Annotated in this window: 21 protein-coding genes; 16 read left to right on the top strand and 5 right to left on the bottom strand. The window is 44.7% G+C overall.

The window, feature by feature from the left end; translation table 11 throughout:
* Positions 1 to 73: 73 nt before the first annotated feature.
* The 3 genes from ACTNBR_RS01865 to typA form a co-directional block, all read right to left on the bottom strand.
* A complete protein-coding gene (locus ACTNBR_RS01865; protein ID WP_427820216.1) occupies positions 74 to 685 on the bottom strand; it encodes a transporter in 612 nt (203 codons plus the stop codon).
* Between the two features lie 124 nt (positions 686 to 809).
* Positions 810 to 1,706, bottom strand: coding sequence for a phosphatase PAP2 family protein (locus ACTNBR_RS01860; protein ID WP_427820215.1), 897 nt, complete (start codon positions 1,704 to 1,706; stop codon positions 810 to 812).
* On the bottom strand, positions 1,706 to 3,529 hold the full coding sequence (gene typA / locus ACTNBR_RS01855) for a translational GTPase TypA (protein WP_427807387.1): 1,824 nt from the start codon (positions 3,527 to 3,529) through the stop codon (positions 1,706 to 1,708). Before typA ends, ACTNBR_RS01860 begins: the two co-directional genes overlap by 1 nt.
* Before the next feature lie 230 nt (positions 3,530 to 3,759).
* Between typA and ACTNBR_RS01850 the strand changes: the two genes are divergently transcribed.
* The 12 genes from ACTNBR_RS01850 (at position 3,760) to ACTNBR_RS01795 (ending at position 17,636) form a co-directional block, all read left to right on the top strand.
* On the top strand, positions 3,760 to 4,386 hold the full coding sequence (locus ACTNBR_RS01850) for a single-stranded DNA-binding protein (RefSeq protein ID WP_441018089.1): 627 nt from the start codon (positions 3,760 to 3,762) through the stop codon (positions 4,384 to 4,386).
* A gap of 98 nt (positions 4,387 to 4,484) precedes the next feature.
* Complete coding sequence (dapA, locus tag ACTNBR_RS01845; protein WP_427807383.1) at positions 4,485 to 5,375, top strand: 4-hydroxy-tetrahydrodipicolinate synthase; 891 nt, start codon at positions 4,485 to 4,487, stop codon at positions 5,373 to 5,375.
* A gap of 139 nt (positions 5,376 to 5,514) precedes the next feature.
* Positions 5,515 to 6,273 carry a 4-hydroxy-tetrahydrodipicolinate reductase gene (dapB, locus tag ACTNBR_RS01840; RefSeq protein WP_427807381.1) on the top strand — a complete coding sequence of 253 codons (759 nt, stop codon included), beginning with the start codon at positions 5,515 to 5,517 and terminating at the stop codon, positions 6,271 to 6,273.
* A 27-nt stretch (positions 6,274 to 6,300) separates the two neighbouring features.
* Entirely contained in the window at positions 6,301 to 8,253 is a 1,953-nt protein-coding gene (locus tag ACTNBR_RS01835) for a fructose-1,6-bisphosphatase (RefSeq protein ID WP_427807379.1), read from the top strand.
* Between the two features lie 85 nt (positions 8,254 to 8,338).
* Positions 8,339 to 8,725 (top strand): hypothetical protein, encoded by a 387-nt coding sequence (locus tag ACTNBR_RS01830; protein ID WP_441018087.1) that lies wholly within the window; start codon positions 8,339 to 8,341, stop codon positions 8,723 to 8,725.
* Positions 8,726 to 8,923: 198 nt separating this feature from the next.
* Complete coding sequence (hisA, locus tag ACTNBR_RS01825; RefSeq protein WP_427807376.1) at positions 8,924 to 9,697, top strand: phosphoribosylformimino-5-aminoimidazole carboxamide ribotide isomerase; 774 nt, start codon at positions 8,924 to 8,926, stop codon at positions 9,695 to 9,697.
* Between the two features lie 121 nt (positions 9,698 to 9,818).
* Entirely contained in the window at positions 9,819 to 12,386 is a 2,568-nt protein-coding gene (gene secA / locus ACTNBR_RS01820) for a preprotein translocase subunit SecA (protein WP_427820212.1), read from the top strand.
* A gap of 37 nt (positions 12,387 to 12,423) precedes the next feature.
* Positions 12,424 to 13,534 (top strand): peptide chain release factor 2 gene (gene prfB, locus ACTNBR_RS01815; RefSeq protein WP_427807372.1). Its coding sequence is split into 2 segments (ribosomal slippage): positions 12,424 to 12,498 and positions 12,500 to 13,534, totalling 1,110 coding nucleotides; the frame shifts between segments, so codons are not numbered across the junction.
* Entirely contained in the window at positions 13,524 to 13,967 is a 444-nt protein-coding gene (locus tag ACTNBR_RS01810; RefSeq protein ID WP_427807455.1) for an ACT domain-containing protein, read from the top strand. The genes prfB and ACTNBR_RS01810 overlap by 11 nt, the downstream gene beginning before the upstream one ends.
* Before the next feature lie 7 nt (positions 13,968 to 13,974).
* Entirely contained in the window at positions 13,975 to 15,189 is a 1,215-nt protein-coding gene (locus ACTNBR_RS01805) for a homoserine dehydrogenase (RefSeq protein ID WP_441018085.1), read from the top strand.
* A 26-nt stretch (positions 15,190 to 15,215) separates the two neighbouring features.
* A complete protein-coding gene (locus tag ACTNBR_RS01800) occupies positions 15,216 to 16,418 on the top strand; it encodes a cofactor-independent phosphoglycerate mutase (RefSeq protein ID WP_427807369.1) in 1,203 nt (400 codons plus the stop codon).
* Between the two features lie 9 nt (positions 16,419 to 16,427).
* Positions 16,428 to 17,636, top strand: a complete 1,209-nt coding sequence (locus tag ACTNBR_RS01795; RefSeq protein ID WP_441018083.1) for an aspartate kinase — start codon at positions 16,428 to 16,430, stop codon at positions 17,634 to 17,636.
* A gap of 86 nt (positions 17,637 to 17,722) precedes the next feature.
* On the opposite strand, the gene ACTNBR_RS01790 is transcribed toward ACTNBR_RS01795, so the two are convergent.
* Both ACTNBR_RS01790 and ACTNBR_RS01785 read right to left on the bottom strand, forming a co-directional pair.
* Positions 17,723 to 18,106 carry a helix-turn-helix domain-containing protein gene (locus ACTNBR_RS01790; protein WP_441025698.1) on the bottom strand — a complete coding sequence of 128 codons (384 nt, stop codon included), beginning with the start codon at positions 18,104 to 18,106 and terminating at the stop codon, positions 17,723 to 17,725.
* Positions 18,107 to 18,225: 119 nt separating this feature from the next.
* Positions 18,226 to 18,687, bottom strand: coding sequence for a CYTH domain-containing protein (locus tag ACTNBR_RS01785; protein ID WP_427820210.1), 462 nt, complete (start codon positions 18,685 to 18,687; stop codon positions 18,226 to 18,228).
* A 185-nt stretch (positions 18,688 to 18,872) separates the two neighbouring features.
* Here ACTNBR_RS01785 and ACTNBR_RS01780 point away from each other — a divergent pair, with 185 nt between their 5' ends.
* The 4 genes from ACTNBR_RS01780 to clpP all read left to right on the top strand — a co-directional run bounded on the left by ACTNBR_RS01780 (position 18,873) and on the right by clpP (position 22,121).
* Entirely contained in the window at positions 18,873 to 19,430 is a 558-nt protein-coding gene (locus tag ACTNBR_RS01780; protein WP_427807361.1) for a DJ-1 family glyoxalase III, read from the top strand.
* A complete protein-coding gene (locus ACTNBR_RS01775; protein ID WP_427807359.1) occupies positions 19,431 to 20,102 on the top strand; it encodes a hypothetical protein in 672 nt (223 codons plus the stop codon). It abuts the gene before it with no gap.
* A gap of 83 nt (positions 20,103 to 20,185) precedes the next feature.
* Entirely contained in the window at positions 20,186 to 21,472 is a 1,287-nt protein-coding gene (gene tig, locus ACTNBR_RS01770) for a trigger factor (RefSeq protein ID WP_427820209.1), read from the top strand.
* Positions 21,473 to 21,539: 67 nt separating this feature from the next.
* Positions 21,540 to 22,121 carry an ATP-dependent Clp endopeptidase proteolytic subunit ClpP gene (gene clpP / locus ACTNBR_RS01765; protein WP_427807356.1) on the top strand — a complete coding sequence of 194 codons (582 nt, stop codon included), beginning with the start codon at positions 21,540 to 21,542 and terminating at the stop codon, positions 22,119 to 22,121.
* The last annotated feature ends 107 nt before the right edge of the window (positions 22,122 to 22,228 follow it).

Genomic DNA, 22,228 nt, shown 5'->3' with positions numbered 1-22,228 from the left:
CTGTTCTATGAATCTATAAATATTATACTCTATTTCACTATGGACATGCAATGAAAAAAGAATAAATTTTGGCTTAATGAATGGAGCGGATTACTTCGACCCGGGATATATCGCCGTTATGCATCTTTGCCACACGGAGCCCAAAATTATCGAAATAGGTACATGCACCGACTCCAATCTCGGTCTGTTCTTCCTCAAATCGCTTATGGAGTACATCCCGAAGTGTCTGATTGTCCTCACATGGAATATGTACATGGATGATGGAGTTTACATGCTTTGCCTTTGAGGTAGCCCGGAAGATCACTCGCTCGGATTCATCGAATTCCACAAACAGGAATTTACGTGTTGCAAAGAGAATCGCGATGGAAATCACGCCGATCAGGGTGGCAACCGGATTAGAGTGTTCTACGATGATTTGTCGTGCAATGGCAAAAAGCAGAACTTCAAATACGGTTGAAGGTGTCTGCTGATAGAGCATTCGTATCATTTCGACACCAATGATCAGGCTCAGACAGTTTTCCAGAAGATCACTGTAGTTCGGATACATGTCAAAATTCGGGATATTTTTCAATGACATCGCGAGCTTTACAGCAACAAGTATAATGCTGACTGTAAGCACGACCGAGATGAAAATCTCCAGAAATGAAGACATTTTCCTTAAAATTGCGGTAGCATACTTTTTCATACATTTCCCCCTTATGAAATAAATTGATTGATAATTTCATTCTATCGAATAAACAAAGAACTGTAAAGGAGAATTTACTGGAAACTAGTCCGGTTCTTACTCTTTTACAGTTCTTTTATTTCTTTTATAAATATTTCATTTTTCGACTGAATATCCAGGGATATACGAAAATCACCCAGAAAATGATAATGCCATACTGAATCATTTCGCCAATCAGAGTGCTCCCAAGAAGGATTTTCAGCACCAGCTTCAAAACGACTGTCAGTGCAAGCCCGACCACATAGCGGAGCAGAAGTACGTTCCGGGAAGGGTTATTTGCCTTCGGGGAGAAGCGGAGCGTTTTATTTTCCAGATACCAGCCTGCGGCAAAGCCGAGTGCGGCGCCGGATGCTTTGAAACAATCGGTCACGTAACGATACTCGATCGTTTGGTTTCTATAAAGGTACGCGGACTGGATGCAGACCAGTGCGGCTGCCAATATAATGATCAGGGTGATGATACCGGTCCATTTCGAATTGGAAGTGAAGCGTTCCAGGTATTTCCGCGTAAACCAGGCAAAGAAGAGTGATATCACCATAGCAGTGATCACGTCCTTCGGCGTATGGCATCCCAGGTACATCCGTGAGAATCCGATCAGAAGAAATGTAAGCACGAAAATACATTTCCAGTACCATTTTTCGGCGTTGATGGCAAGTGTCGCAAAGAGGCTTGTTCCGCTCTGTGTGTGCCCGCTGGGAAAGGAGTACCCTGTGGCAGCCGGGATGGCACTTTCCACAGCTTTAAATTCCGGATCCAGTACCCAAGGACGCGGGATCCGGAACGTAATCTTCAGGCTTTGCACAAGAAGTCCTGCGCATAAATAGTTGAATCCGATCTGAACGGCCAGCTTCTTGTCGATACACCAGTACAGTGCACAGATGACAGCGATGATGACCAGCTCCTGCGCGAGAAACGTGATGAGCTGGAAAATCGTGTCAAGAAGCGGGGTACGTATTCCGGAAAGTGTCCATAAAAAACTCATTAGCTGATTCCTCGTTTACGCATTTTAGGATCCAGGATCTTTTTGCGGATACGTAAGGATTTCGGAGTTACTTCCAGCAATTCGTCGGTATCGATGAAATCGAGGGCTTCTTCAAGACTCAGGACCTTAGGTGGTGTAAGTTTCAGTGCTTCGTCGGCGCTGGAAGAACGAGTATTTGTCAGATGCTTGGTCTTGCAGACGTTCAGCTCGATATCGTCAGTTTTGGCATTCTGACCGACAACCATACCGGCGTATACCTTTTCGCCCGGTCCGATAAACAGGGTACCGCGATCCTGTGCATTGAAAAGACCATATGCAACGGCTTCTCCTGTTTCAAATGCAATCAGAGAACCCTGATTTCTGTACTGGATGTCACCTTTATATGGGGCATAGCCGTCGAAGGCAGTATTCATGATTCCGTTTCCTTTGGTGTCGGTCAGAAAATCGCCGCGGTATCCGATGAGGCCGCGGGCAGGAATGGAGAATTCCATTCGGGTGTAACCGCCGTTGGACATACCCATATTGCGGAGTTCCCCCTTTCTCTGACTAAGCTTGTCGATAACGACTCCAGTGAACTCGTCCGGAACATCAATGTAAGCAAGCTCCATCGGTTCCAGCTTCTTGCCGTTTTCATCGGTCTTATATAATACTTCTGCCTTGCTGACTGCGAATTCATAGCCTTCACGGCGCATATTTTCGATGAGAACGGAAAGGTGAAGTTCACCTCTTCCGGAAACTTTGAAGCTGTCGGTATTCTCGGTCTCTTCCACACGCAGACTGACATCGGTATTCAGTTCCCGGAATAAACGTTCGCGAATGTGGCGGGAAGTCACAAATTTTCCTTCCTGACCGGCAAATGGACTGTCGTTTACGATGAACTGCATGGCGATGGTAGGTTCGGAGATTTTCTGGAATTCGATTGGCCTTGGCTGGTCGACAGAACAGATCGTATCACCGATGGAAATGTCTGCAATACCGGAAATTGCCACGATTGAGCCGATAGTCGCTTTTTTAACTTCTACTTTATTCAGTCCGTCAAACTCGTAGAGTTTGCTGATCTTCACTTTCTTCTGCTTGTCTGGGTCGTGATGGTTGACAACGATCACGTCCTGATTCACGGCGATGGTACCGTTGTCTACTTTGCCGACACCGATTCTTCCGACGTACTCGTTGTAATCGATGGTACTGATCAGTACCTGTGTGCCGGCATCCGGATCGCCCTCCGGTGCAGGAATATAATCCAGGATCGTCTCAAAAAGAGGAGTCATATCCTTCGGTTCATCATCCTCATTGTAGGTGGCATATCCGTCTCTTGCGGATGCATAGATGAACGGACAGTCAAGCTGATCATCGGAAGCACCCAGATCAATCAGCAGTTCCAGTACTTCATCGATGACGCCATCCGGCCGTGCTTCGGGACGGTCAATCTTATTGATACAGACGATGACCGGAAGCTTCAGTGCCAGTGCTTTTTTCAGAACGAACTTGGTCTGAGGCATTGCTCCTTCAAATGCGTCAACAACAAGAATGACACCGTTGACCATTTTGAGAACTCGTTCCACTTCACCGCCGAAATCGGCATGGCCGGGTGTATCAATGATATTGATCTTTGTATTTTTATAGAAAACGGCTGTGTTTTTGGAAAGAATTGTGATGCCGCGCTCACGTTCGATATCGTTGGAGTCCATGACACGTTCGGCTACTTCCTGATTTGCACGGAATACACCGCTCTGTTTCAAAAGTTCATCCACCAGTGTTGTTTTACCGTGGTCAACATGGGCGATGATTGCAATATTTCTAATGTCTTCACGCTTTGTATTCATGTTCTTTTACCCTTCTTCTTACCTATATAATGTTGTAACTTGTTTAGTTTATCACATTTCTGAAATTTTACAAGTACTATCAAAAATTTTCAATTTTTAGTTCTAAAACAAATGGGTGATTCATAGATATATAAATGTGTCCGGTGAAATGTGTGCGGTAAAATGCCAGCTATACCGGGAAAAAATGCTGCGGAAGTACGCCAACGAAAAGGAAGGAGATTTACGACGCTATGTCAGATAAGATTATTGAAAACAACCAGGTAACAATTATGGGGCAGGTTGCATCCGAATTTGAGTTCAGTCACGAGGTGTTTGGTGAAGGATTCTACATCGTGGAGGTATTGGTGAAAAGGCTCAGCAATTCCTGCGACCGTATTCCTCTGATGGTCTCAGAACGGCTGATCGATGTGAAGCAGGACTATACAGGAGAATTTATTATGGCATCCGGTCAGTTCCGGTCCTACAACCGGCATGAGGAGCAGAAAAACCGTCTGGTATTATCCGTGTTTGTGCGGGAGATTTCCTTTATGGAAGAAGAGCCTGACGGCTCGAAAACGAACAGTATTCTGTTGGATGGATATATCTGTAAAGAGCCGATTTACAGGAAGACACCGCTGGGAAGAGAAATTGCAGATCTTCTGCTTGCGGTCAATAGACCATACGGAAAATCGGATTATATACCATGTATTTGCTGGGGAAGAAATGCAAGGTATGCATCCGGATTTGAAGTGGGAGAGCATGTGCAGGTTCTTGGCAGGATCCAGAGCAGGGAATATGTGAAGAAACTGTCTGAGACGGAGACGGAGAAAAGAGTTGCCTATGAGGTGTCTGTAAGTAAGCTGGAATGTATGGAATAGATGAATGCAGAGATATTTCGCTAAATCCTTTGATTGACAGTGCTTTTAAATAATGATAAACTGTGAATAGTCAAGAAAAGTAAGTCAGGAGGAATATTATGTCTATTTTTACCGGTTCTGGTGTAGCAATCGTAACACCATTTAATGATGATGAGAGTATTAATTACGATAAATTAGATGAACTGCTGGATTTTCACTGTAATCATAGAACAGATAGTATTATTATTTGTGGGACTACAGGAGAGTCTTCTACTTTGTCGGAAGAGGAGCATATGGACTGTATCCGTTTTACGATTGAACGTGTAAAAGGACGTGTTCCGGTCATTGCAGGAACAGGGTCCAACAGTACATATACAACGGTGCAGATGTCGAGAGAAGCGGTTGAAGACGGGGCGGACGGATTACTTCTGGTAACTCCGTATTATAATAAATGTACACAGGCAGGTCTGGTTGCACATTACACTCAGGTGGCAAAGGAGGCGAAAGCGCCGATCATTCTTTACAGTGTTGCAAGCCGTACCGGTGTGAATATCGCACCGGAGACTGCTGCAGAGCTTTACAAAACCGTTGATAACATTGTGGGAATCAAAGAAGCTTCGGGAAATATTTCGCAGATTGCGAAAGTTATGAATCTGACGGACGGTAAGATTGATCTGTATTCAGGAAATGATGACCAGATCGTTCCGATCCTTTCTCTCGGAGGAAAAGGTGTGATTTCTGTACTTGCCAATATTGCGCCGGACTATACACATGATATCTGTGAGAATTTCTTTAAAGGCAATGTGGCAGAAAGTTGCCGGATGCAGCTTGCTGCACTTCCACTGATCGAGAAGCTGTTTTGTGAAGTCAATCCGATTCCGGTAAAAAAGGCATTGAATCTGATGGGGCTGGAAGTGGGACCGCTTCGTATGCCACTCACGGAGATGACAGAAGCAAATACTGCAAAATTAGCTGAACAGATGAAGAAATTTGGAATTTCTGTACTTTAATTGGAAGTCAGTAATGGTAAAAATGGGATTGATAGGACAGGGCTTTGCTGCCGGAAGGTGGCACTGCCCTTTTGTTAAATAAAGATAATTGTGAAAAAAATTACGATGTTTATGAAAGAACCAAAGGAGGAATGGATTGATGGTAAGGGCAATTATGCATGGATGCAACGGAAAAATGGGACAGGTCATTACAGGACTTGTCAGGGATGATGAGCAGATTGAAATCGTAGCAGGAGTGGATGCGTATTTAGGAATTGAAAATACATATCCGACATTTAAGACTCTTGCAGAATGCGATGTGGAGGCGGATGTAGTCATCGATTTTTCCAATGCATCGGCTGTGAACGCACTTCTCGACGAGTGTGTTGCAAGAAAACTTCCGGTTGTACTCTGTACGACAGGGCTTTCCGAGGAACAGCTCGCAAAAGTAGACAAGGCATCGGAGTCAACAGCAGTGCTTCGGTCAGCGAACATGTCGCTGGGAATCAATTTGTTGATGAAATTATTGAAGGAAGCAGCGAAAGTCCTCTCACCGGCAGGGTTTGATATCGAACTGGTGGAAAAGCATCATAATCAGAAGGTGGACGCACCGAGCGGAACCGCGATTGCACTTGCGGATTCGATCAATGAAGCACTGGATGAAAAGTATACCTATAATTATGACAGAAGCAAGGAACGCAAAAAACGTGAAAAGAATGAGATCGGAATCGTGGCTGTGCGTGGCGGAACGATTGTGGGACAGCATGATGTCATCTTTGCGGGGGCGGATGAGGTCATTGAGTTCCAGCATACGGCTTACTCCAAAGCTGTTTTTGGGAAGGGCGCAGTGGAAGCTGCAAAGTTCCTTGCAGGGAAGCCGGCAGGTCATTATGATATGAGTGATGTGATTCAGTTTTAGAAAAAGAATATCAGGGAGAATATGAAAATGAGTGGATTAAAAGAAAAATATCTGGAACGTCTGGCGGAATTATTTCCTACCATTGCAGCTGCCTCAACCGAAATCATCAATCTTCAGGCGATTCTGAATCTTCCAAAGGGGACGGAGCATTTTATAACGGATGTGCATGGTGAATATGAGGCGTTCAATCATGTCCTCAAAAACGGATCGGGTTCTGTAAAGCGGAAGATCGATGATGTGTTTGCAAACACGATGAGTGCGAGAGATAAGCAGACACTGGCAACACTGATCTACTATCCACGGGAGAAGATGGAAAAGATCCGTGAGACAGAACCGAATATGGATGACTGGTATAAGATTACGCTCTACCGTTTGATCGAGATCAGTAAGAGAGCGGCAAGCAAGTATACCCGCTCCAAAGTGAGAAAGGCGCTTCCGAAGGATTTCTCTTATGTAATTGAAGAATTGATTACAGAAAAGCAGGGACTGGCAGATAAGGAATCTTATTATGCGTCCATTATCAGTACCATTATCCGCATCGGAAGAGCAGAGGAGTTTATTGTAGCACTTTGTGAACTGATTCAGAGGCTTGTTGTGGATCATCTTCATATTGTCGGTGATATTTACGACAGAGGTCCGGGACCGCATCTGATTATGGACAAGCTGATGGAACATCATTCGGTAGATATCCAGTGGGGGAATCATGACGTCCTCTGGATGGGAGCGGCAGCTGGGCAGAAATGCTGTATTGCAAATGTAATCCGAATCTGTGCAAGATACGGTAATCTGGATATCCTGGAAGATGGATATGGAATCAATTTACTTCCGCTTGCGACTTTTGCGTGGAAAAAATATGCGAAAGATCCGTGTGAGTGTTTTAAATTGAAAGGAAGCGGTGCCGACGGCGCTCAGGAAATGGAATTGAATATGAAGCTTCATAAAGCGATTTCAATTATTCAGTTCAAGATTGAAGGACAGATGTCTAAAGTATATCCGGAATTTGGATTTGAAAAACGGAATTTCCTGCATAAGATCAATTATGAAAAGGGAACGATTGTAATTGAAGATAAGGAATACACCATGCTGGATGATTATTTCCCGACGATCGATCCGGCTGACCCGTATGCGTTGTCGCCGGAAGAGGAGGAAATCATGGAACGTCTTGTTTCAGCTTTCCAGAACTGTGAGAAACTCCAGCGGCATATGCGATTTCTTCTTAGCAAAGGATCGCTGTACAAGATCTACAATTCAAATCTTCTGTATCATGGATGTGTGCCGCTTACAGAAGACGGAAATCTGAAAGAAGTAACGATTTATGGCAAGACCTATAAAGGAAAAGCGTTGTATGATTTTATGGATTCCTATGTGAGAAAAGGATTTTTTGCAATTGATCCGAAGGAACGTGCAAAAGGGCGGGATCTGATGTGGTATATCTGGCAGGGTGAGAATTCACCTTTGTTTGCAAAAGATAAGATGGCTACATTTGAACGGTATTTTCTGAATGAAGTAGAACTGCACAAGGAACATAAAAATCCGTATTATACATTCCTGGAAAATGAAGAAGTGATGGATCGTGTTCTCATGGAATTCGGTATGGATACAAAGAAATCGAGAATCATCAACGGTCACGTACCTGTGAAGACAAAGAATGGAGAAAATCCGGTGAAATGCGGAGGTAAGGTGATGGTTATCGACGGAGGATTTTCCAAGGCTTACCAGAAAGAGACCGGAATTGCAGGATATACGCTTATCTACAATTCTTATGGACTGATCCTTGCGGCACATGAGCCGTTTGAATCAACCGAGGCAGCTATTGAGAAGGAGCGTGATATTCATTCGGACAGTGTGATCATCAATCGTGTTGTTTCCAGAAAGACGGTCGGAGATACGGATGTGGGAAATAGTATCCGTGAGCGGATCGCCGATCTGGAGGAACTGCTTAAGGCATACCGCAGCGGTAAGATCATCGAAAAAATTTAAAATTATTTTTCATACATATTTTTTTCGCTTCTGTAAATAGTAGTAGTAACCTGAATTTTACATTTACAGAAAGGAAGAATTGAATATGAAGCTTTTTAAGAAAATACTACTGATTGGAATCTGCATATTTGCTATGGGATCTGTCACGGCCTGTGGAAACAACAATGCGACCGATGGAACCAACAATGAATTTGGCGATACGAATGGAAATGGAACCACAAACGGCAGTACTGACGGAACTGGAACGGGAAACGGGACGAATGTGAACGACGCGACCAGTGGAAACGCAGATAATCGTGACGAAAATAATCTTGTGAACGATGCGGCGGATGCGGTGGACGATGTGACAGACGGCGTAGCGAATGGTGTAAATGATGTGTTGGGAAACGATGGAAATAACAATACAACGAATAACACAACGAACAATACCAATAATACCAGCCGCAGCCAGTCGGACAATTCAGGAAAATAATAAGAGATGTCAGGAGAAAAGATTGTGCGAAAGTGCAGTCTTTTTTCCGTTTGGGAGTGGGAAAATTTTGAAAAAGCAGGATAAATAACAGATGGATGCTTGCAAGTTCAGAAGGGAAATGGTATATTCGCATAAGAACAATGTGCGGGTACAGCGTACAAGTGTACATATGACAGATGGGAAAGGAGCATAGAAACGATGAAGTTTCGGCCATGCATTGATATACATAACGGAGAAGTGAAACAGATCGTGGGAGGTAGTCTGAGGGACGAAGGAGATCAGGCGAAAACGAATTTTGTCTCACATTATGAGGCGGATCATTATGCAAGAATGTACCGGCGAGACGGATTAGAGGGAGGACATATTATTCTTCTGAATCCGCCGTCGTCGGAATATTATGAGAGGACCCGACAGCAGGCGATGAAAGCACTCGAGGCATATCCGGGCGGCCTTCAGATAGGAGGAGGCATCACTGCCGAGAATGCCCGGGAATATCTGGAGGCCGGTGCGAGCCATGTAATCGTAACGTCCTATGTGTTCCGTGATGGAGAAATCCGAAGGGATAATCTGAAAAAACTTGTGGATACAGTCGGAAAAGAGCAGGTGGTTCTGGATTTGAGCTGCCGGAAGAAAGAGGACGGATATTATATTGTGACGAACCGCTGGCAGAATTTTACAAATGTGAAGTTGTCCTGGGAAGTGTTGGATGAGCTTTCAGATTCTTGTGCAGAATTTCTTGTTCACGGTGTGGATGTGGAAGGAAAGGCTTCCGGTGTGGCGAAAGAGCTGGTCCGTCTTCTGGCAGAGTGGGACGGATGTCCTGTGACTTATGCGGGAGGAATCGGAAGCAGAGAGGATCTGGAGGAATTCCGATCTCTTAGCGGCGGAAAACTGGATTTCACGATCGGAAGTGCGTTGGATCTATTCGGTGGAAGTATCCCTTATGCGGATATGATAAGGTGTGAACTTTGAGAAAAGAGTTTGTGAACAGTTTATAAATAGATTGAAGTATAAGGAAAATAGTGATAAAATGAAAAACAGAGCTTTTTTTGTCCTTGAATCAGAAGTGAATTTAGCATAAGGAGTTATTAGAATGGGTATATTTGAAAAGATATTTGGTACACACAGTGAAAATGAATTAAAGCATATTTATCCGATTGTAGATCATATCGAAGCACTGGAACCGGAGATGCAGAAGCTGTCCGATGCAGAGCTGAAGGCGAAGACCCGCGAATTCCGGGAGAGACTGGGAAAAGGGGAGACGCTGGATGATATCCTGCCGGAGGCATTTGCCGTTGTACGTGAAGCATCTGTGAGAACATTGGGAATGCGTCATTACCGGGTGCAGCTGATTGGTGGTATTATCCTGCATCAGGGACGAATTGCCGAGATGAGAACCGGTGAAGGTAAGACCCTCGTGTCTACACTTCCGGCATACCTGAATGCGCTGACCGGAGAAGGGGTTCATATTGTCACGGTCAACGATTATCTGGCGAAGCGTGATGCCGAGTGGATGGGAAAAGTACATGAATTCCTGGGACTTACTGTCGGCGTGGTGCTGAATTCCATGGACAATAATGAAAGACGTGCAGCTTATAACTGTGATATTACTTATGTGACGAACAACGAACTGGGCTTTGATTATCTGAGAGATAATATGGTGATCTATAAAGAACAGCTCGTACAGCGTGGCATGAAATTTGCCATTATTGATGAGGTGGACTCGGTTCTGATCGATGAGGCAAGAACACCTCTGATCATTTCCGGTCAAAGCGGAAAGTCAACCCGGTTATACGAGGCGTGTGATACACTTGCCCGTCAGCTTCAGAAAGGTGAAGCGAGCGGTGAATTTTCCAAGATGAATGCCATCCTTGGTGAGGACATTGAAGAGACCGGTGATTTCATTGTGAATGAGAAAGAACGGAACGTCAACCTGACCGAAGAAGGTGTGAAGAAGGTTGAGAAGTTCTTCCATATTGAGAACCTTGCGGATCCGGAAAATCTGGAGATTCAGCACAACATTATTCTGGCACTTCGTGCACATTACATGATGTTCCGGGATCAGGATTATGTGGTAAAAGATAATGAAGTGTTGATCGTAGATGAGTTTACCGGACGTATTATGCCGGGACGCCGTTACTCAGACGGACTTCATCAGGCGATCGAAGCAAAAGAACATGTGAAAGTCAGAAGAGAGAGCAAGACACTGGCTACGATCACATTCCAGAATCTGTTTAATAAATATGAGAAGAAAAGTGGTATGACCGGTACCGCTCTTACAGAGGAAAAGGAATTCCGTGACATCTACGGACTGGATGTCATTGAAATCCCGACCAACCTCCCGGTTCAGAGAATTGATATGGAGGATGTGGTATACAAGACAAAGAGAGAAAAATTCAATGCAGTTATTGATGCGATCTGTGAGGCACATGCCAAAGGCCAGCCGGTTCTGGTGGGTACGATTACCATTGAGACATCCGAACTCCTCAGCAAGATGCTTTCTAAACGAGGTGTAAAGCATAATGTATTGAACGCAAAATTCCATGAAATGGAAGCAGAAATCGTTGCGCAGGCCGGACAACACGGAGCAGTAACGATCGCAACCAATATGGCCGGTCGTGGTACTGATATCAAGTTGGACGATGAAGCAAGAAAGGCGGGCGGGCTTAAGATCATCGGTACAGAGCGTCACGAGTCACGCCGTATTGATAATCAGTTGCGTGGGCGTGCCGGACGTCAGGGAGATCCGGGTGAATCCAGATTCTACATTTCGCTTGAAGATGATCTGATGCGTCTGTTCGGTTCTGAAAAGCTGATGGGCGTCTTCACCACGCTTGGTGTAGAAGAGGGTGAGCAGATTGAACATAAGATGCTTTCCAGTGCGATTGAAAAAGCACAGAAGAAGATTGAAAATAACAACTTCGGTATTCGTAAGAACCTGCTTGAATATGACCAGGTTATGAATGAACAGAGGGAGATCATTTACGAAGAAAGACGCCGCGTTCTGGATGGAGAGAATATGCGCGATTCTATTTTCAATATGATCACCGATTTTGTTGAAAATACAGTAGATGCGAATATTTCCCCGGATCAGGATTATGAGGACTGGGATATCGGCACACTGAACAGAGAACTTCAGGATGTGATCCCGATGATCCAGACAGTTACAGAAGAAGACGTGAAGGGCAAAGAAATGAAGCAGCTTAAGCATCTTCTGAAAGAACGTGCAGCCAAGGCATACGAAGCGAAAGAAGCGGAATTCCCGGAAGCAGAACATCTTCGTGAAGTGGAGAGGGTATTCCTGCTCAGAGTCATTGATGCAAAATGGATGGATCATATTGATGATATGGATCAGCTTCGTCAGGGAATCGGTCTTCAGGCTTATGGACAGAGAGATCCACTGGTTGAATATAAGATGCTTGGATATGATATGTTTGGCGAGATGACAAGAGCGATCACAACAGATACGGTACGTCTGCTCTGCCATGTTAAGGTAGAACAGAAAGTCGAGAGAGAACAGGTTGCGAAAGTGACCGGAACGAATAAGGATGATTCTGTTGCAAAAGGGCCGAAGGTTCGGACAGAGAAGAAGATTTATCCGAATGATCCGTGCCCGTGTGGAAGCGGTAAGAAATATAAACAGTGCTGTGGAAGAAAATAGAAGACGTGGCATGAACATATAGAATAGAGGTGAAATTGTGGTTGAATTAGACGGATTTAAAACCGTATTAAATGCGTATGAGGAACCGCTGAAGGAAATGAGGGATTCACTTTGACCTGCCTGGAAAGAAGCAGAGGGTCGAAGAACTGGAACGAAAGATAGAAGAACCGGGGTTCTGGGATCATGCAGAAGAGTCTCAGAAGGTTATGAAAGAATTGAAATCACTCCAGGAATTTGTCAAAGAAGCAGAAGCGATGTCGGCATCTTATGATGACATTGTCATGCTGATGGAAATGGCAGACGAAGAGGAGGATGCCGAGATGATTCCTGTGATCCGGAAAGATCTGGAAGCGTTTGAAAAAGGATTTGAAGCATTTCGGATCCGGACGCTGCTGTCCGGAGAATATGACCGCTGCAATGCGATCGTGACACTGCATGCGGGAGCCGGCGGAACAGACAGCTGTGACTGGGCAAATATGATGTACAGAATGTATACCCGATATGCTCAGGACAAGGGGTTCAGCATCACGGTATTGGATTATCAGGACGGTGATATTACCGGATTAAAGGGTATTACGTTTGAGGTGAATGGCGAAAATGCTTATGGGTATTTTCAATCGGAGAAAGGGGTACACCGTCTGGTGAGAATTTCTCCTTTCAATTCTGCGGGCAAAAGACAGACTTCTTTTGCATCCTGCGATGTGATACCGGATATTGAAGATGATATAGATATTGAGATCAATGATGATGATTTAAAGATCGATACCTACCGTTCGAGCGGTGCGGGTGGACAGCATATCAATAAGACATCATCGGCTGTGAGAATCACACATCTTCCGACAGGAATCGTGGTTCAGTGTCAGAATGAGAGATCACAGCTTTTCAATAAGGACAAAGCCATGCAGATGTTAAAGGCAAAACTGTATCTGTTGAAAAAGCAGGAGCAGGAAGAGAAAATGTCTGACATCCGGGGAGAAGTAAGAGACATTAATTTCGGAAGTCAGATACGGTCATATATTATGCAGCCGTACACACTTGTGAAAGATCACAGGACCGGAGAAGAAAACGGAAATGTAAATGCAGTCCTTGACGGAGAACTTGATCCGTTTATCAATGCATATCTGAAGCAAAGGAGCAATCATGGATAAGACAAAATACTTTGTGGTGAAGAAAAAAGCAATTCCGGAAGTCCTTCTGAAAGTGGTGGAGACCAAACGACTTCTCGCTACGAATCGGGGAATGACCATTCAGGAGGCCACCGATGAGATCGGAATCAGCAGGAGCTCATTTTATAAGTACAAAGATGATATTTTCCCCTTTCATGAGAATGAAAAGGGCCAGACGGTCACGATGGTCATCCAGCTTGATGATACACCGGGGGTAATGGCGGAACTGCTTCAGAAGGTGGCAGAGTATAAAGCGAATATCCTGACGATTCATCAGAGTATTCCGATCAACGGGGTGGCGACAATTACGCTCAGCGTGGAGGTGCTGGCCGGTACCGGTAATATGTCGGACATGGTGGATGAGCTGGAACAGCACGAAGGCGTGCATTATTTGAAAATTGTTGGCAGGGAGTAGAGTGGATATGAAAATAGCAGTATTAGGTTATGGTACTGTCGGCTCAGGCGTTGTGGAAGTCCTGGAAGTGAACCGGGATCTGATCACCAGGAGAGCAGGCAGAGAGATCGATGTGAAATATGTCCTGGATCTCAGGGATTTCCCGGGACAGAAGATTCAGGAAAAAATCATACATGATTACAATGTAATCCTGAATGATCCGGAAATTGAGATTGTTGTGGAAGTGATGGGAGGAGTGGAACCTGCCAATACATTTGTAAGCAAGGCTCTTCAGGCCCAAAAGAGTGTCGTTACTTCAAACAAAGCTTTAGTGGCAAAGCATGGATCGGAGCTTCTCGCCACAGCGCGTAAGAATCATGTTAATTTCCTTTTTGAGGCAAGTGTAGGAGGCGGTATTCCGATCCTAAGAGCGCTCGGATCCTCACTTACAGCTGATGAGATTGAAGAAATTGCAGGAATCTTAAATGGTACGACTAACTATATGATGACTAAGATGTTCTACGAGGGAGCCGATTATGAAACTGTTCTTAAAGAAGCTCAGGCGAATGGATATGCAGAGGCAGATCCAACCGCTGATGTAGAAGGGTACGATGCATGCCGTAAGATTGCGATCCTGTCTTCCATTATTTCCGGGAAACAGGTTGATTTTGAAGAGATTTACACAGAAGGAATCAGCAAGATTACAGTGGAAGATATGCTGTATGCAAAGGCAATGAAAATGACGATCAAGCTGATTGCGGAATGCAAGAGAGAAGGAGACCGTTTGTCGGCATGTGTGGCACCGGTGATGCTTCCGGCAGAGCATCCGCTTTACAGTGTGAATGATGTGTTTAATGCTGTATTTGTAAAAGGTAATATGCTTGGAGATGCGATGTTCTACGGTAGCGGCGCAGGAAAGCTCCCAACAGCAAGTGCAGTAGTTGCGGATGTGATTGCGGCTGCTTTGAACCAGGATAAGGATGTGATGAACTTCTGGACCGGAGAGAAGCTTGAGCTTGAAGACCGCAGGGATACATCCAGAAGATTTCTTGTAAGAATGGCAGGAAATAAAGAGGAGCTTCAGAATCGAATCCTGGCAGATTTCGGTGATGTAACTTTTGTACAGCCGGAAGGCCTGACAGGTGAGTTTGGATTTGTGACACCGGTTATGACAGAAGGATGCTATGAGAGGAAAGCAGATTCTTATGAAGAAATTCTGCATATGATACGAGTAGGAGAATAAGACAACTTTGGAGAGGTGGGCTAGATATGAAATACGTGATTGTATTAGGTGATGGTATGGCGGGTGAACCGCTGGAAGAACTGCAGCAGAAAACGACGCTGGAAGCTGCGAGAACGCCGAGAATGGACGCGCTTGCGCCGAAGTCCGAGCAGGGGATTGCGAGAATGGTTCCGGTTGGAATGGCACCCGGAAGCGATACGGCGAATCTTGCAGTGGCGGGATATGACCCGAGGAAATATTACACAGGCAGATCGCCGCTGGAAGCACTCAGCATTGGCGTGGACATGGAGCCGGATGATGTGGCGTTCCGCTGTAATCTTGTAACACTTTCCGAGGAGGATACCGAATACGAGAATCGTACCATTCTGGATCACAGCTCCGATGAGATCAGTACGGCCGATGCGGCCATCCTTCTGGAGGCTGTAAAGGAAGGGCTGAAAAAAGAAGGGTTTGAATTCTATGTCGGAACCAGCTATCGTCATCTGCTGATCTGGAAGCAGGGCAGAGTTGTGGAACTCACTCCGCCACATGATGTGTTGACCAGAAAGATCGGCGAGTATCTTCCGAAAGAAGAGATCCTCCGTGAAATGATGAAGAAAAGTTATGACATTCTGGAAAACCATCCGTTGAATGTGGAACGCAGAAAGAGAGGGCTGAACCCGGCCAACTCTGCCTGGTTCTGGGGAGCAGGAACACGTCCGGCACTGACTTCTTTTGAAGGAAAGACCGGTAAAAAAGGCGTGATGATCTCTGCGGTGGATCTGTTGAAAGGAATTGCCGTGGGTGCCGGTATGGACCGTGTCATCGTAGAAGGTGCGAACGGCGGTCTGAACACGAATTATGTGGGTAAAGCGCAGGCAGCGGTGAAGGCACTTACAGAAGATGGATATGATTTCGCTTATGTTCATGTGGAAGCCCCGGATGAAATGGGACACCAGGGCAGCATGGAGAAAAAGATCCAGTCCATTGAAAATCTGGATCAGAACGTCATTGATGTAATCGTAAGAGGGCTTGAAAAAGCCGGAGAAGATTTCCGTCTGTTGATTCTCCCGGATCATCCGACACCGATCCGAGTTCGGACACACACAGGAGATCCGGTTCCGTATTTGCTATATGACAGCACGAAAGAAGTAAACGGATTGGATACATATAATGAGAAGAATGCCAGGGTAAGTGGAATCGTATGGGAAGAAGGTTTCCGGCTGATCGATCACTTGCTGGGAGAGTAGGAGGAAATTATGCTGGTAGTAAAGAAATTTGGTGGCAGCTCAGTCGCTGATAAAGAGCGTATTTTTAATGTTGCCAGACGTTGCGCAGAAGAGTATCAGATGGGTAATGATGTCATTGTGGTACTTTCTGCAATGGGAGATACGACGGATGAACTTTTGGAGAAGGCAGCCGAGATCAACCCGTACCCGTCAAAACGAGAGCTGGATATGCTTCTCACTACAGGGGAGCAGGTATCGGTATCATTGATGGCAATGGCGCTGCAGTTCCTGCAGGTTCCGGCTATTTCACTGAATGCATTTCAGGTGCAGATGCATACCACTTCAAGAAACGGTAATGCAAGATTTAAACGAATCGACACGGATCGCATCCGCCACGAACTGGAGAACCGGAAGGTCGTGATCGTGACCGGATTCCAGGGTGTGAATAAATACGATGACTATACCACGCTCGGAAGAGGAGGATCCGACACAACGGCCGTTGCTCTGGCGGCAGCGATGCATGCGGATAAATGTGAGATTTATACAGATGTTGACGGTGTCTATACAGCGGATCCGAGAGTGGTTCCAAATGCCAGAAAGATTGAAGAGATTACATACGATGAGATGCTGGAGCTTGCTACTTCAGGAGCTAAGGTCCTGCATAACCGTTCGGTGGAGATGGCGAAAAAATACGGTGTAGAACTGGTAGTACGGTCCAGCCTGAATACAGAAGAGGGAACCGTGGTCAAGGAGGTAGTGAAAGTGGAAAAAATGTTAATTACCGGCGTTGCGGCGGATAAAAATACAGCACGTGTTTCAGTGATCGGAATTGAAGACAAACCTGGAACTGCATTTAAAATTTTTAATTTACTGGCTAGACATAATATCAATGTCGATATTATTCTGCAGTCTGTAGGACGGGAAGGAACGAAGGATATTTCCTTTACGGTTTCACAGGATGATCTGAAGGAGACGCTGGAAGTTCTGGAAGCGAGAAAAGATGCCTTGACGATTCAGGAGATTACACATAATGAGAAGGTAGCAAAGATTTCAATTGTCGGTGCAGGTATGCTCAGCAATCCGGGTGTGGCAGCGACCATGTTTGAAGCACTCTGTAATTCCAATATCAATATCAACATGATCTCTACATCAGAGATCCGGATTACCGTTTTGATTGATGAAAAAGATGCGGATAAAGCGCTGATCGCCGTTCATGACGGATTTGGTCTGGAAGACTAATTTATTCCGGGGTATCACTGAATATAAGATTGAATCGTATAAAGAAAAGAATAAGAGGCTCTGAGCTTTTTGGCTCAGAGCCTCTTCTACTTATGTGCCACTTGCGAATCGAGAAAACCGAGCACCACTTTCTGACTGTTAAAAGGAAGGTCACGAAATTTCATAACCAGATTTGTTTCTGAATCAGTCAGATACAATGTATTTTTGGCTGCTATATCCATGGCAGAAACAACAGGTATTATGCCTTTTTTTATTTTGCTGCCAATATTAAAATTCACAAGCTGATCCAGACTCACCTGATAAAGTTGAGACAGATGTATCAAAGAATCCAAATCGGGAGTACGTTTATTGTTTTCGTAATTAGAGTAGGCCTGTCTCGAAATATTCAGTATTTCGCTTAGATGTGTCTGTGTCAAATGATGTGCTTTGCGAAGCGTCCGCAAATTCTTAGAAAGTTGAATGTTAGGCATTGCCAGATTTACCTCCGTTCCCCTGAAATCCCCGCTCATACTCAAAAGTATATCAGTTTTTATACTGAAAATGGTGGTAAGCAACAAAATGTAACGAAAATTGATATGTAACATTTATATTACATAATTTGCGCTTTATCTTGACTGCTTAAAAAGCTGTTATGATACTCTTTCCGGAATGTCACATCTTCGCCAAACCATGCAGGTGGTACAAAAGAATTCGCGGAAGCTTCATCCGGAAATTCTACTTCTGCAAGAATAAGAGGCGCAAGATCACCTTTAAAGACATCCAGCTCAATCGTAAGTGACTCGTCAAAAGGAATACGATAGCGCTCTTTTGAAATGAGGCGGCCGTCAGCCTTCGAAATAAGGTGTAAGTAGGACTCCCTGGTAAGTGGGAGGTTGTATTCCTCGCGGACCATGAAGCCTTTGGACTTGTAGGTCAAGATGTAATCATCCCCGTCCCTGCGGGCACGAACAACCGGATCTGTACAGAGATATCCCTGTTCCAGTGAGCGATGTGGGTAGCGCTCATAATCATCGGGAAGTTCTCTGACCAGATATTTTCTTTCGATTTCCATAACAGATTAAACTCCTTTGCTGATCGTGCGGCGGATCAGATCCCGTCACATGATGCTTAATAATAGTATAAAGAAATATGAGGAACTTTACAAGAGCAGGAATTGCTTTTTTTGAAGGCGTCTGTTAGAATCTAAGTGTTGAGTATGAATTATGAGTGTTATTTCCGGAAAGGATGGTTTAAAAGATGAGTGAAGTTTGTGTATTTCTCGCAGATGGATTTGAAGAAATTGAAGGTCTGACTGTTGTGGATGTCCTGCGCAGAGCCGGAATCAGTGTAGAGACAGTTTCTGTTATGGAAAAAAAGAAGATAACAGGTTCTCATAAAATTCTTGTGAAGGCAGACAAGAAATTTGAAAAAGCAGATTTTTCTGAGACAAAAATGTTGGTACTTCCCGGTGGTCTTACGGGCACCAGAAATCTTGGAGCGCATAAGGAACTGGCAAAACTGATCGTGCAATTTGCCCGGGAAGGAAAGTATCTTGCCGCGATCTGTGCTGCCCCGACGATTCTCGGAGGAATGGGATTGCTGAAGGGAAAGAAAGCTACATGCTATCCATCTATGGAAGATGGGCTTGTGGGGGCAGAGACGGTTGCCGAGGGCGCAGTGATCGATGGAAATGTGATTACGGGACGTGGAATGGGCGCTTCTTTGGATTTCGCATTTGCACTTGTGGAGGTACTTCGTGGGCGTGAGAAGGCGGATGAAATTGCGAAGCAGATCGTATATGAAGGAAGGAAATAGATGAAAGGCTACAAACGCAGATGTCTGGCTGTGATTATGCTGATCTGTGTACTGGCTTCGGGAATGACAGGATGCTCCCAAAATGCAGAGGATGCGTCAGCTTATGTGCAGGCTGATCTGGATCTCATTTTTCAGGGAGAGAAGGAAGGCGCAAAACAGTTCATTGAAGCTTCCGACAAGGAGCTTGAAGAAATGTATGAAAACGGTATCACGGCATTTGTGGAGAACTATTTGACCGGGACAGATGACTCGCAGCAGACACTTACGGAATCGTATGCTTATCTTGTAAAAGAGATTTTTCGTGCGATGCGTTATCAGGTTGGCGAGGGAAAGAAAAAAAACGGAAGCATATTTGAGGTCGAAGTACAGTATGAACCGGTCGATGTATTTACGACATTTATTCCGAAACTGCAGCAGGAGACAGATCGGATCGAACAGGCTGCAAAAAATGGAAAGTATGAGGGAACCGATGAGGAGATTCAGCAGGCGATGATGAGTGAATATCTGATAAATTCATATGAGCTGCTGAAGGAATCTTATATCGAAATGGATTATCTGGAAAAGGAGACTTATACATTTACCGTCACGAAAGAAGGGAGAGACTCTCTTTCCATGGATGAAGATGAGATAAATACCTTTATCGTAAGGATTTTAGCACTTGATAAACTGTAGAATACATGCTATACTATCAAAATGAGTGTAATGTAGATAAGTCTGTCCGACTTTTCACATATATATATTAGGAGGAAATGGTAATGAGTTTACAAGTTGAAAGATTAGAACACAATATGGCAAAGCTTACGATTGAAGTTTCCGCAGAAGAACTGGAAGGAGCACTTCAGAAAGCTTATCAGAAGCAGAAAGGAAAGATCAGCATTCCTGGATTCCGTAAAGGCAAAGTCCCGCGTCAGCTGGTTGAAAAAATGTACGGACCGGAGATCTTCTATGATGATGCAGCCAATGCACTGATTCCGGAAGCATATGCAAAAGCATATGATGAAAGCGGACTGGATATTGTTTCTCAGCCGAAGATCGATGTAACACAGATCGAGAAAGGCAAAGCATTTATCTTCACCGCAGAAGTAGCTGTTAAGCCGGAAGTAACGCTTGGACAGTACAAGGGAATCGAAGTAGACAGCTTCTCAACAGAAGTGTCAGCTGAAGAAGTAGAAGCGAAGCTGGCAGAAGAACAGAACAAGAATGCAAGAACCATTACAGTAGAAGGACGTCCGGTTCAGGATAAGGATGAAGTAGTTCTTGATTTTGAAGGATTTGTTGACGGTGTTGCATTTGAAGGCGGAAAAGGAGAGAACTATCCTCTGACCATCGGTTCCGGTTCTTTCATTCCGGGATTTGAAGAGCAGCTGATCGGCGTTGAACCGGAACAGGAAGTAGAAGTTAAGGTAACCTTCCCGGAAGATTACCATGCAGAAGATCTGAAGGGCAAAGATGCAGTATTCAAATGTACCGTTCATGAGATCAAAGCAAAAGAACTTCCGGAACTGGATGATGAATTTGCATCTGAAGTTTCTGAATTTGATACACTGGAAGAATACAAGGCTGACGTTGAGAAGAAGTTGAGAGAAGAAAAAGAAAGCACAGGCAAGAGAGCTCAGGAAGACCAGGCAGTGAATGCGATTATCGCAAATGCTGAGATGGACCTTCCGGAAGCAATGATCGAGACTGAAGCAAGACAGATGCTTGATAATTTCGCTCAGAGACTGCAGCAGCAGGGACTTACCTTTGAACAGTATATGCAGTTCACAGGAATGACTGTTGATAAGATGACAGAAGAGATGCGTCCGCAGGCTGAGAAGAGAATCAAGACAAGACTGGTTCTCGAAGCAATCGTAAGTGCTGAGAACATCGAAGTTTCCGATGAGAGACTGGATGAGGAAGTTGCCAAGATGGCAGAAGCTTACGGAATGGAAGTTGATAAGCTGAAAGAATACATGGGCGACAGAGAAAAAGAACAGATGAAACTGGATATGGCAGTTCAGGATGCGATTACATTCGTTGTAGAGAATGCCGTAGTAAAATAAATGAGTATTATAATGCTGGCTGCATCTTGCGACCGGCAGTGGTAATGAAGAATCAGGAGGCGTGTACATGAGTTTAGTACCTTATGTCATTGAACAGACAAGCCGTGGAGAACGTTCTTACGACATTTATTCAAGACTTTTAAAGGAAAGAATTATTTTCCTTGACACAGAAGTAAATGATGCATCCGCAAGCGTGATCGTTGCACAGATGCTTTTCCTGGAAGCGGAGGATCCGGACAAAGATATTCAGTTCTATATTAACAGCCCGGGCGGCTCTATTTCAGCCGGAATGGCCATCTATGATACAATGAATTATGTGAAATGTGATGTGTCCACAATGTGCATGGGAATGGCGGCAAGTATGGGAGCATTTCTTCTTGCAGGAGGAACCAAAGGCAAACGTTTTGCTCTTCCGAACGCCGAGATTATGATTCATCAGCCGTCAGGCGGAGCACAGGGGCAGGCAACTGAGATTGAGATTAATGCAAAGCATATTTTGCAGATCAGAGAAAGAATGAACAGGCTGATGGCAGCGAATACAGGCCAGAGCTATGAGACGATTGCAGCAGATACAGAGAGAGATAACTGGAAGACTGCAGAAGAAGCTGTGGCTTACGGACTGATTGATAAGGTTGTGACAAGCCGGTAGTGAAAGTGGGAATGTTCGCAGAACCGGGCATTCCCATTTCTAAATTTAAAAACCGGGAGAGTTTGCCCGATTAGGGGCAGGATATGAGATTTGTATGAATTGTGTGA

Origin of the sequence: Bariatricus sp. HCP28S3_F11 (assembly GCF_052065395.1) — a bacterium.
In the GTDB taxonomy this organism is placed as follows: Bacteria; Bacillota; Clostridia; order Lachnospirales; family Lachnospiraceae; genus Allocoprococcus.
This window is presented reverse-complemented; position numbering and strand designations above follow the sequence as displayed.

Bases quoted from the DNA above. Each gene is read 5' to 3' on its own strand.
- ACTNBR_RS01865 (WP_427820216.1), bottom strand. From the start codon at position 685: ATGAAAAAGTATGCTACCGCAATTTTAAGGAAAATGTCTTCATTTCTG.
- ACTNBR_RS01860 (WP_427820215.1), bottom strand. From the start codon at position 1,706: ATGAGTTTTTTATGGACACTTTCCGGAATACGTACCCCGCTTCTTGAC.
- typA (WP_427807387.1), bottom strand. From the start codon at position 3,529: ATGAATACAAAGCGTGAAGACATTAGAAATATTGCAATCATCGCCCAT.
- ACTNBR_RS01850 (WP_441018089.1), top strand. From the start codon at position 3,760: ATGTCAGATAAGATTATTGAAAACAACCAGGTAACAATTATGGGGCAG.
- dapA (WP_427807383.1), top strand. From the start codon at position 4,485: ATGTCTATTTTTACCGGTTCTGGTGTAGCAATCGTAACACCATTTAAT.
- dapB (WP_427807381.1), top strand. From the start codon at position 5,515: ATGGTAAGGGCAATTATGCATGGATGCAACGGAAAAATGGGACAGGTC.
- ACTNBR_RS01835 (WP_427807379.1), top strand. From the start codon at position 6,301: ATGAGTGGATTAAAAGAAAAATATCTGGAACGTCTGGCGGAATTATTT.
- ACTNBR_RS01830 (WP_441018087.1), top strand. From the start codon at position 8,339: ATGAAGCTTTTTAAGAAAATACTACTGATTGGAATCTGCATATTTGCT.
- hisA (WP_427807376.1), top strand. From the start codon at position 8,924: ATGAAGTTTCGGCCATGCATTGATATACATAACGGAGAAGTGAAACAG.
- secA (WP_427820212.1), top strand. From the start codon at position 9,819: ATGGGTATATTTGAAAAGATATTTGGTACACACAGTGAAAATGAATTA.
- ACTNBR_RS01805 (WP_441018085.1), top strand. From the start codon at position 13,975: ATGAAAATAGCAGTATTAGGTTATGGTACTGTCGGCTCAGGCGTTGTG.
- ACTNBR_RS01800 (WP_427807369.1), top strand. From the start codon at position 15,216: ATGAAATACGTGATTGTATTAGGTGATGGTATGGCGGGTGAACCGCTG.
- ACTNBR_RS01795 (WP_441018083.1), top strand. From the start codon at position 16,428: ATGCTGGTAGTAAAGAAATTTGGTGGCAGCTCAGTCGCTGATAAAGAG.
- ACTNBR_RS01790 (WP_441025698.1), bottom strand. From the start codon at position 18,106: ATGCCTAACATTCAACTTTCTAAGAATTTGCGGACGCTTCGCAAAGCA.
- ACTNBR_RS01785 (WP_427820210.1), bottom strand. From the start codon at position 18,687: ATGGAAATCGAAAGAAAATATCTGGTCAGAGAACTTCCCGATGATTAT.
- ACTNBR_RS01780 (WP_427807361.1), top strand. From the start codon at position 18,873: ATGAGTGAAGTTTGTGTATTTCTCGCAGATGGATTTGAAGAAATTGAA.
- ACTNBR_RS01775 (WP_427807359.1), top strand. From the start codon at position 19,431: ATGAAAGGCTACAAACGCAGATGTCTGGCTGTGATTATGCTGATCTGT.
- tig (WP_427820209.1), top strand. From the start codon at position 20,186: ATGAGTTTACAAGTTGAAAGATTAGAACACAATATGGCAAAGCTTACG.
- clpP (WP_427807356.1), top strand. From the start codon at position 21,540: ATGAGTTTAGTACCTTATGTCATTGAACAGACAAGCCGTGGAGAACGT.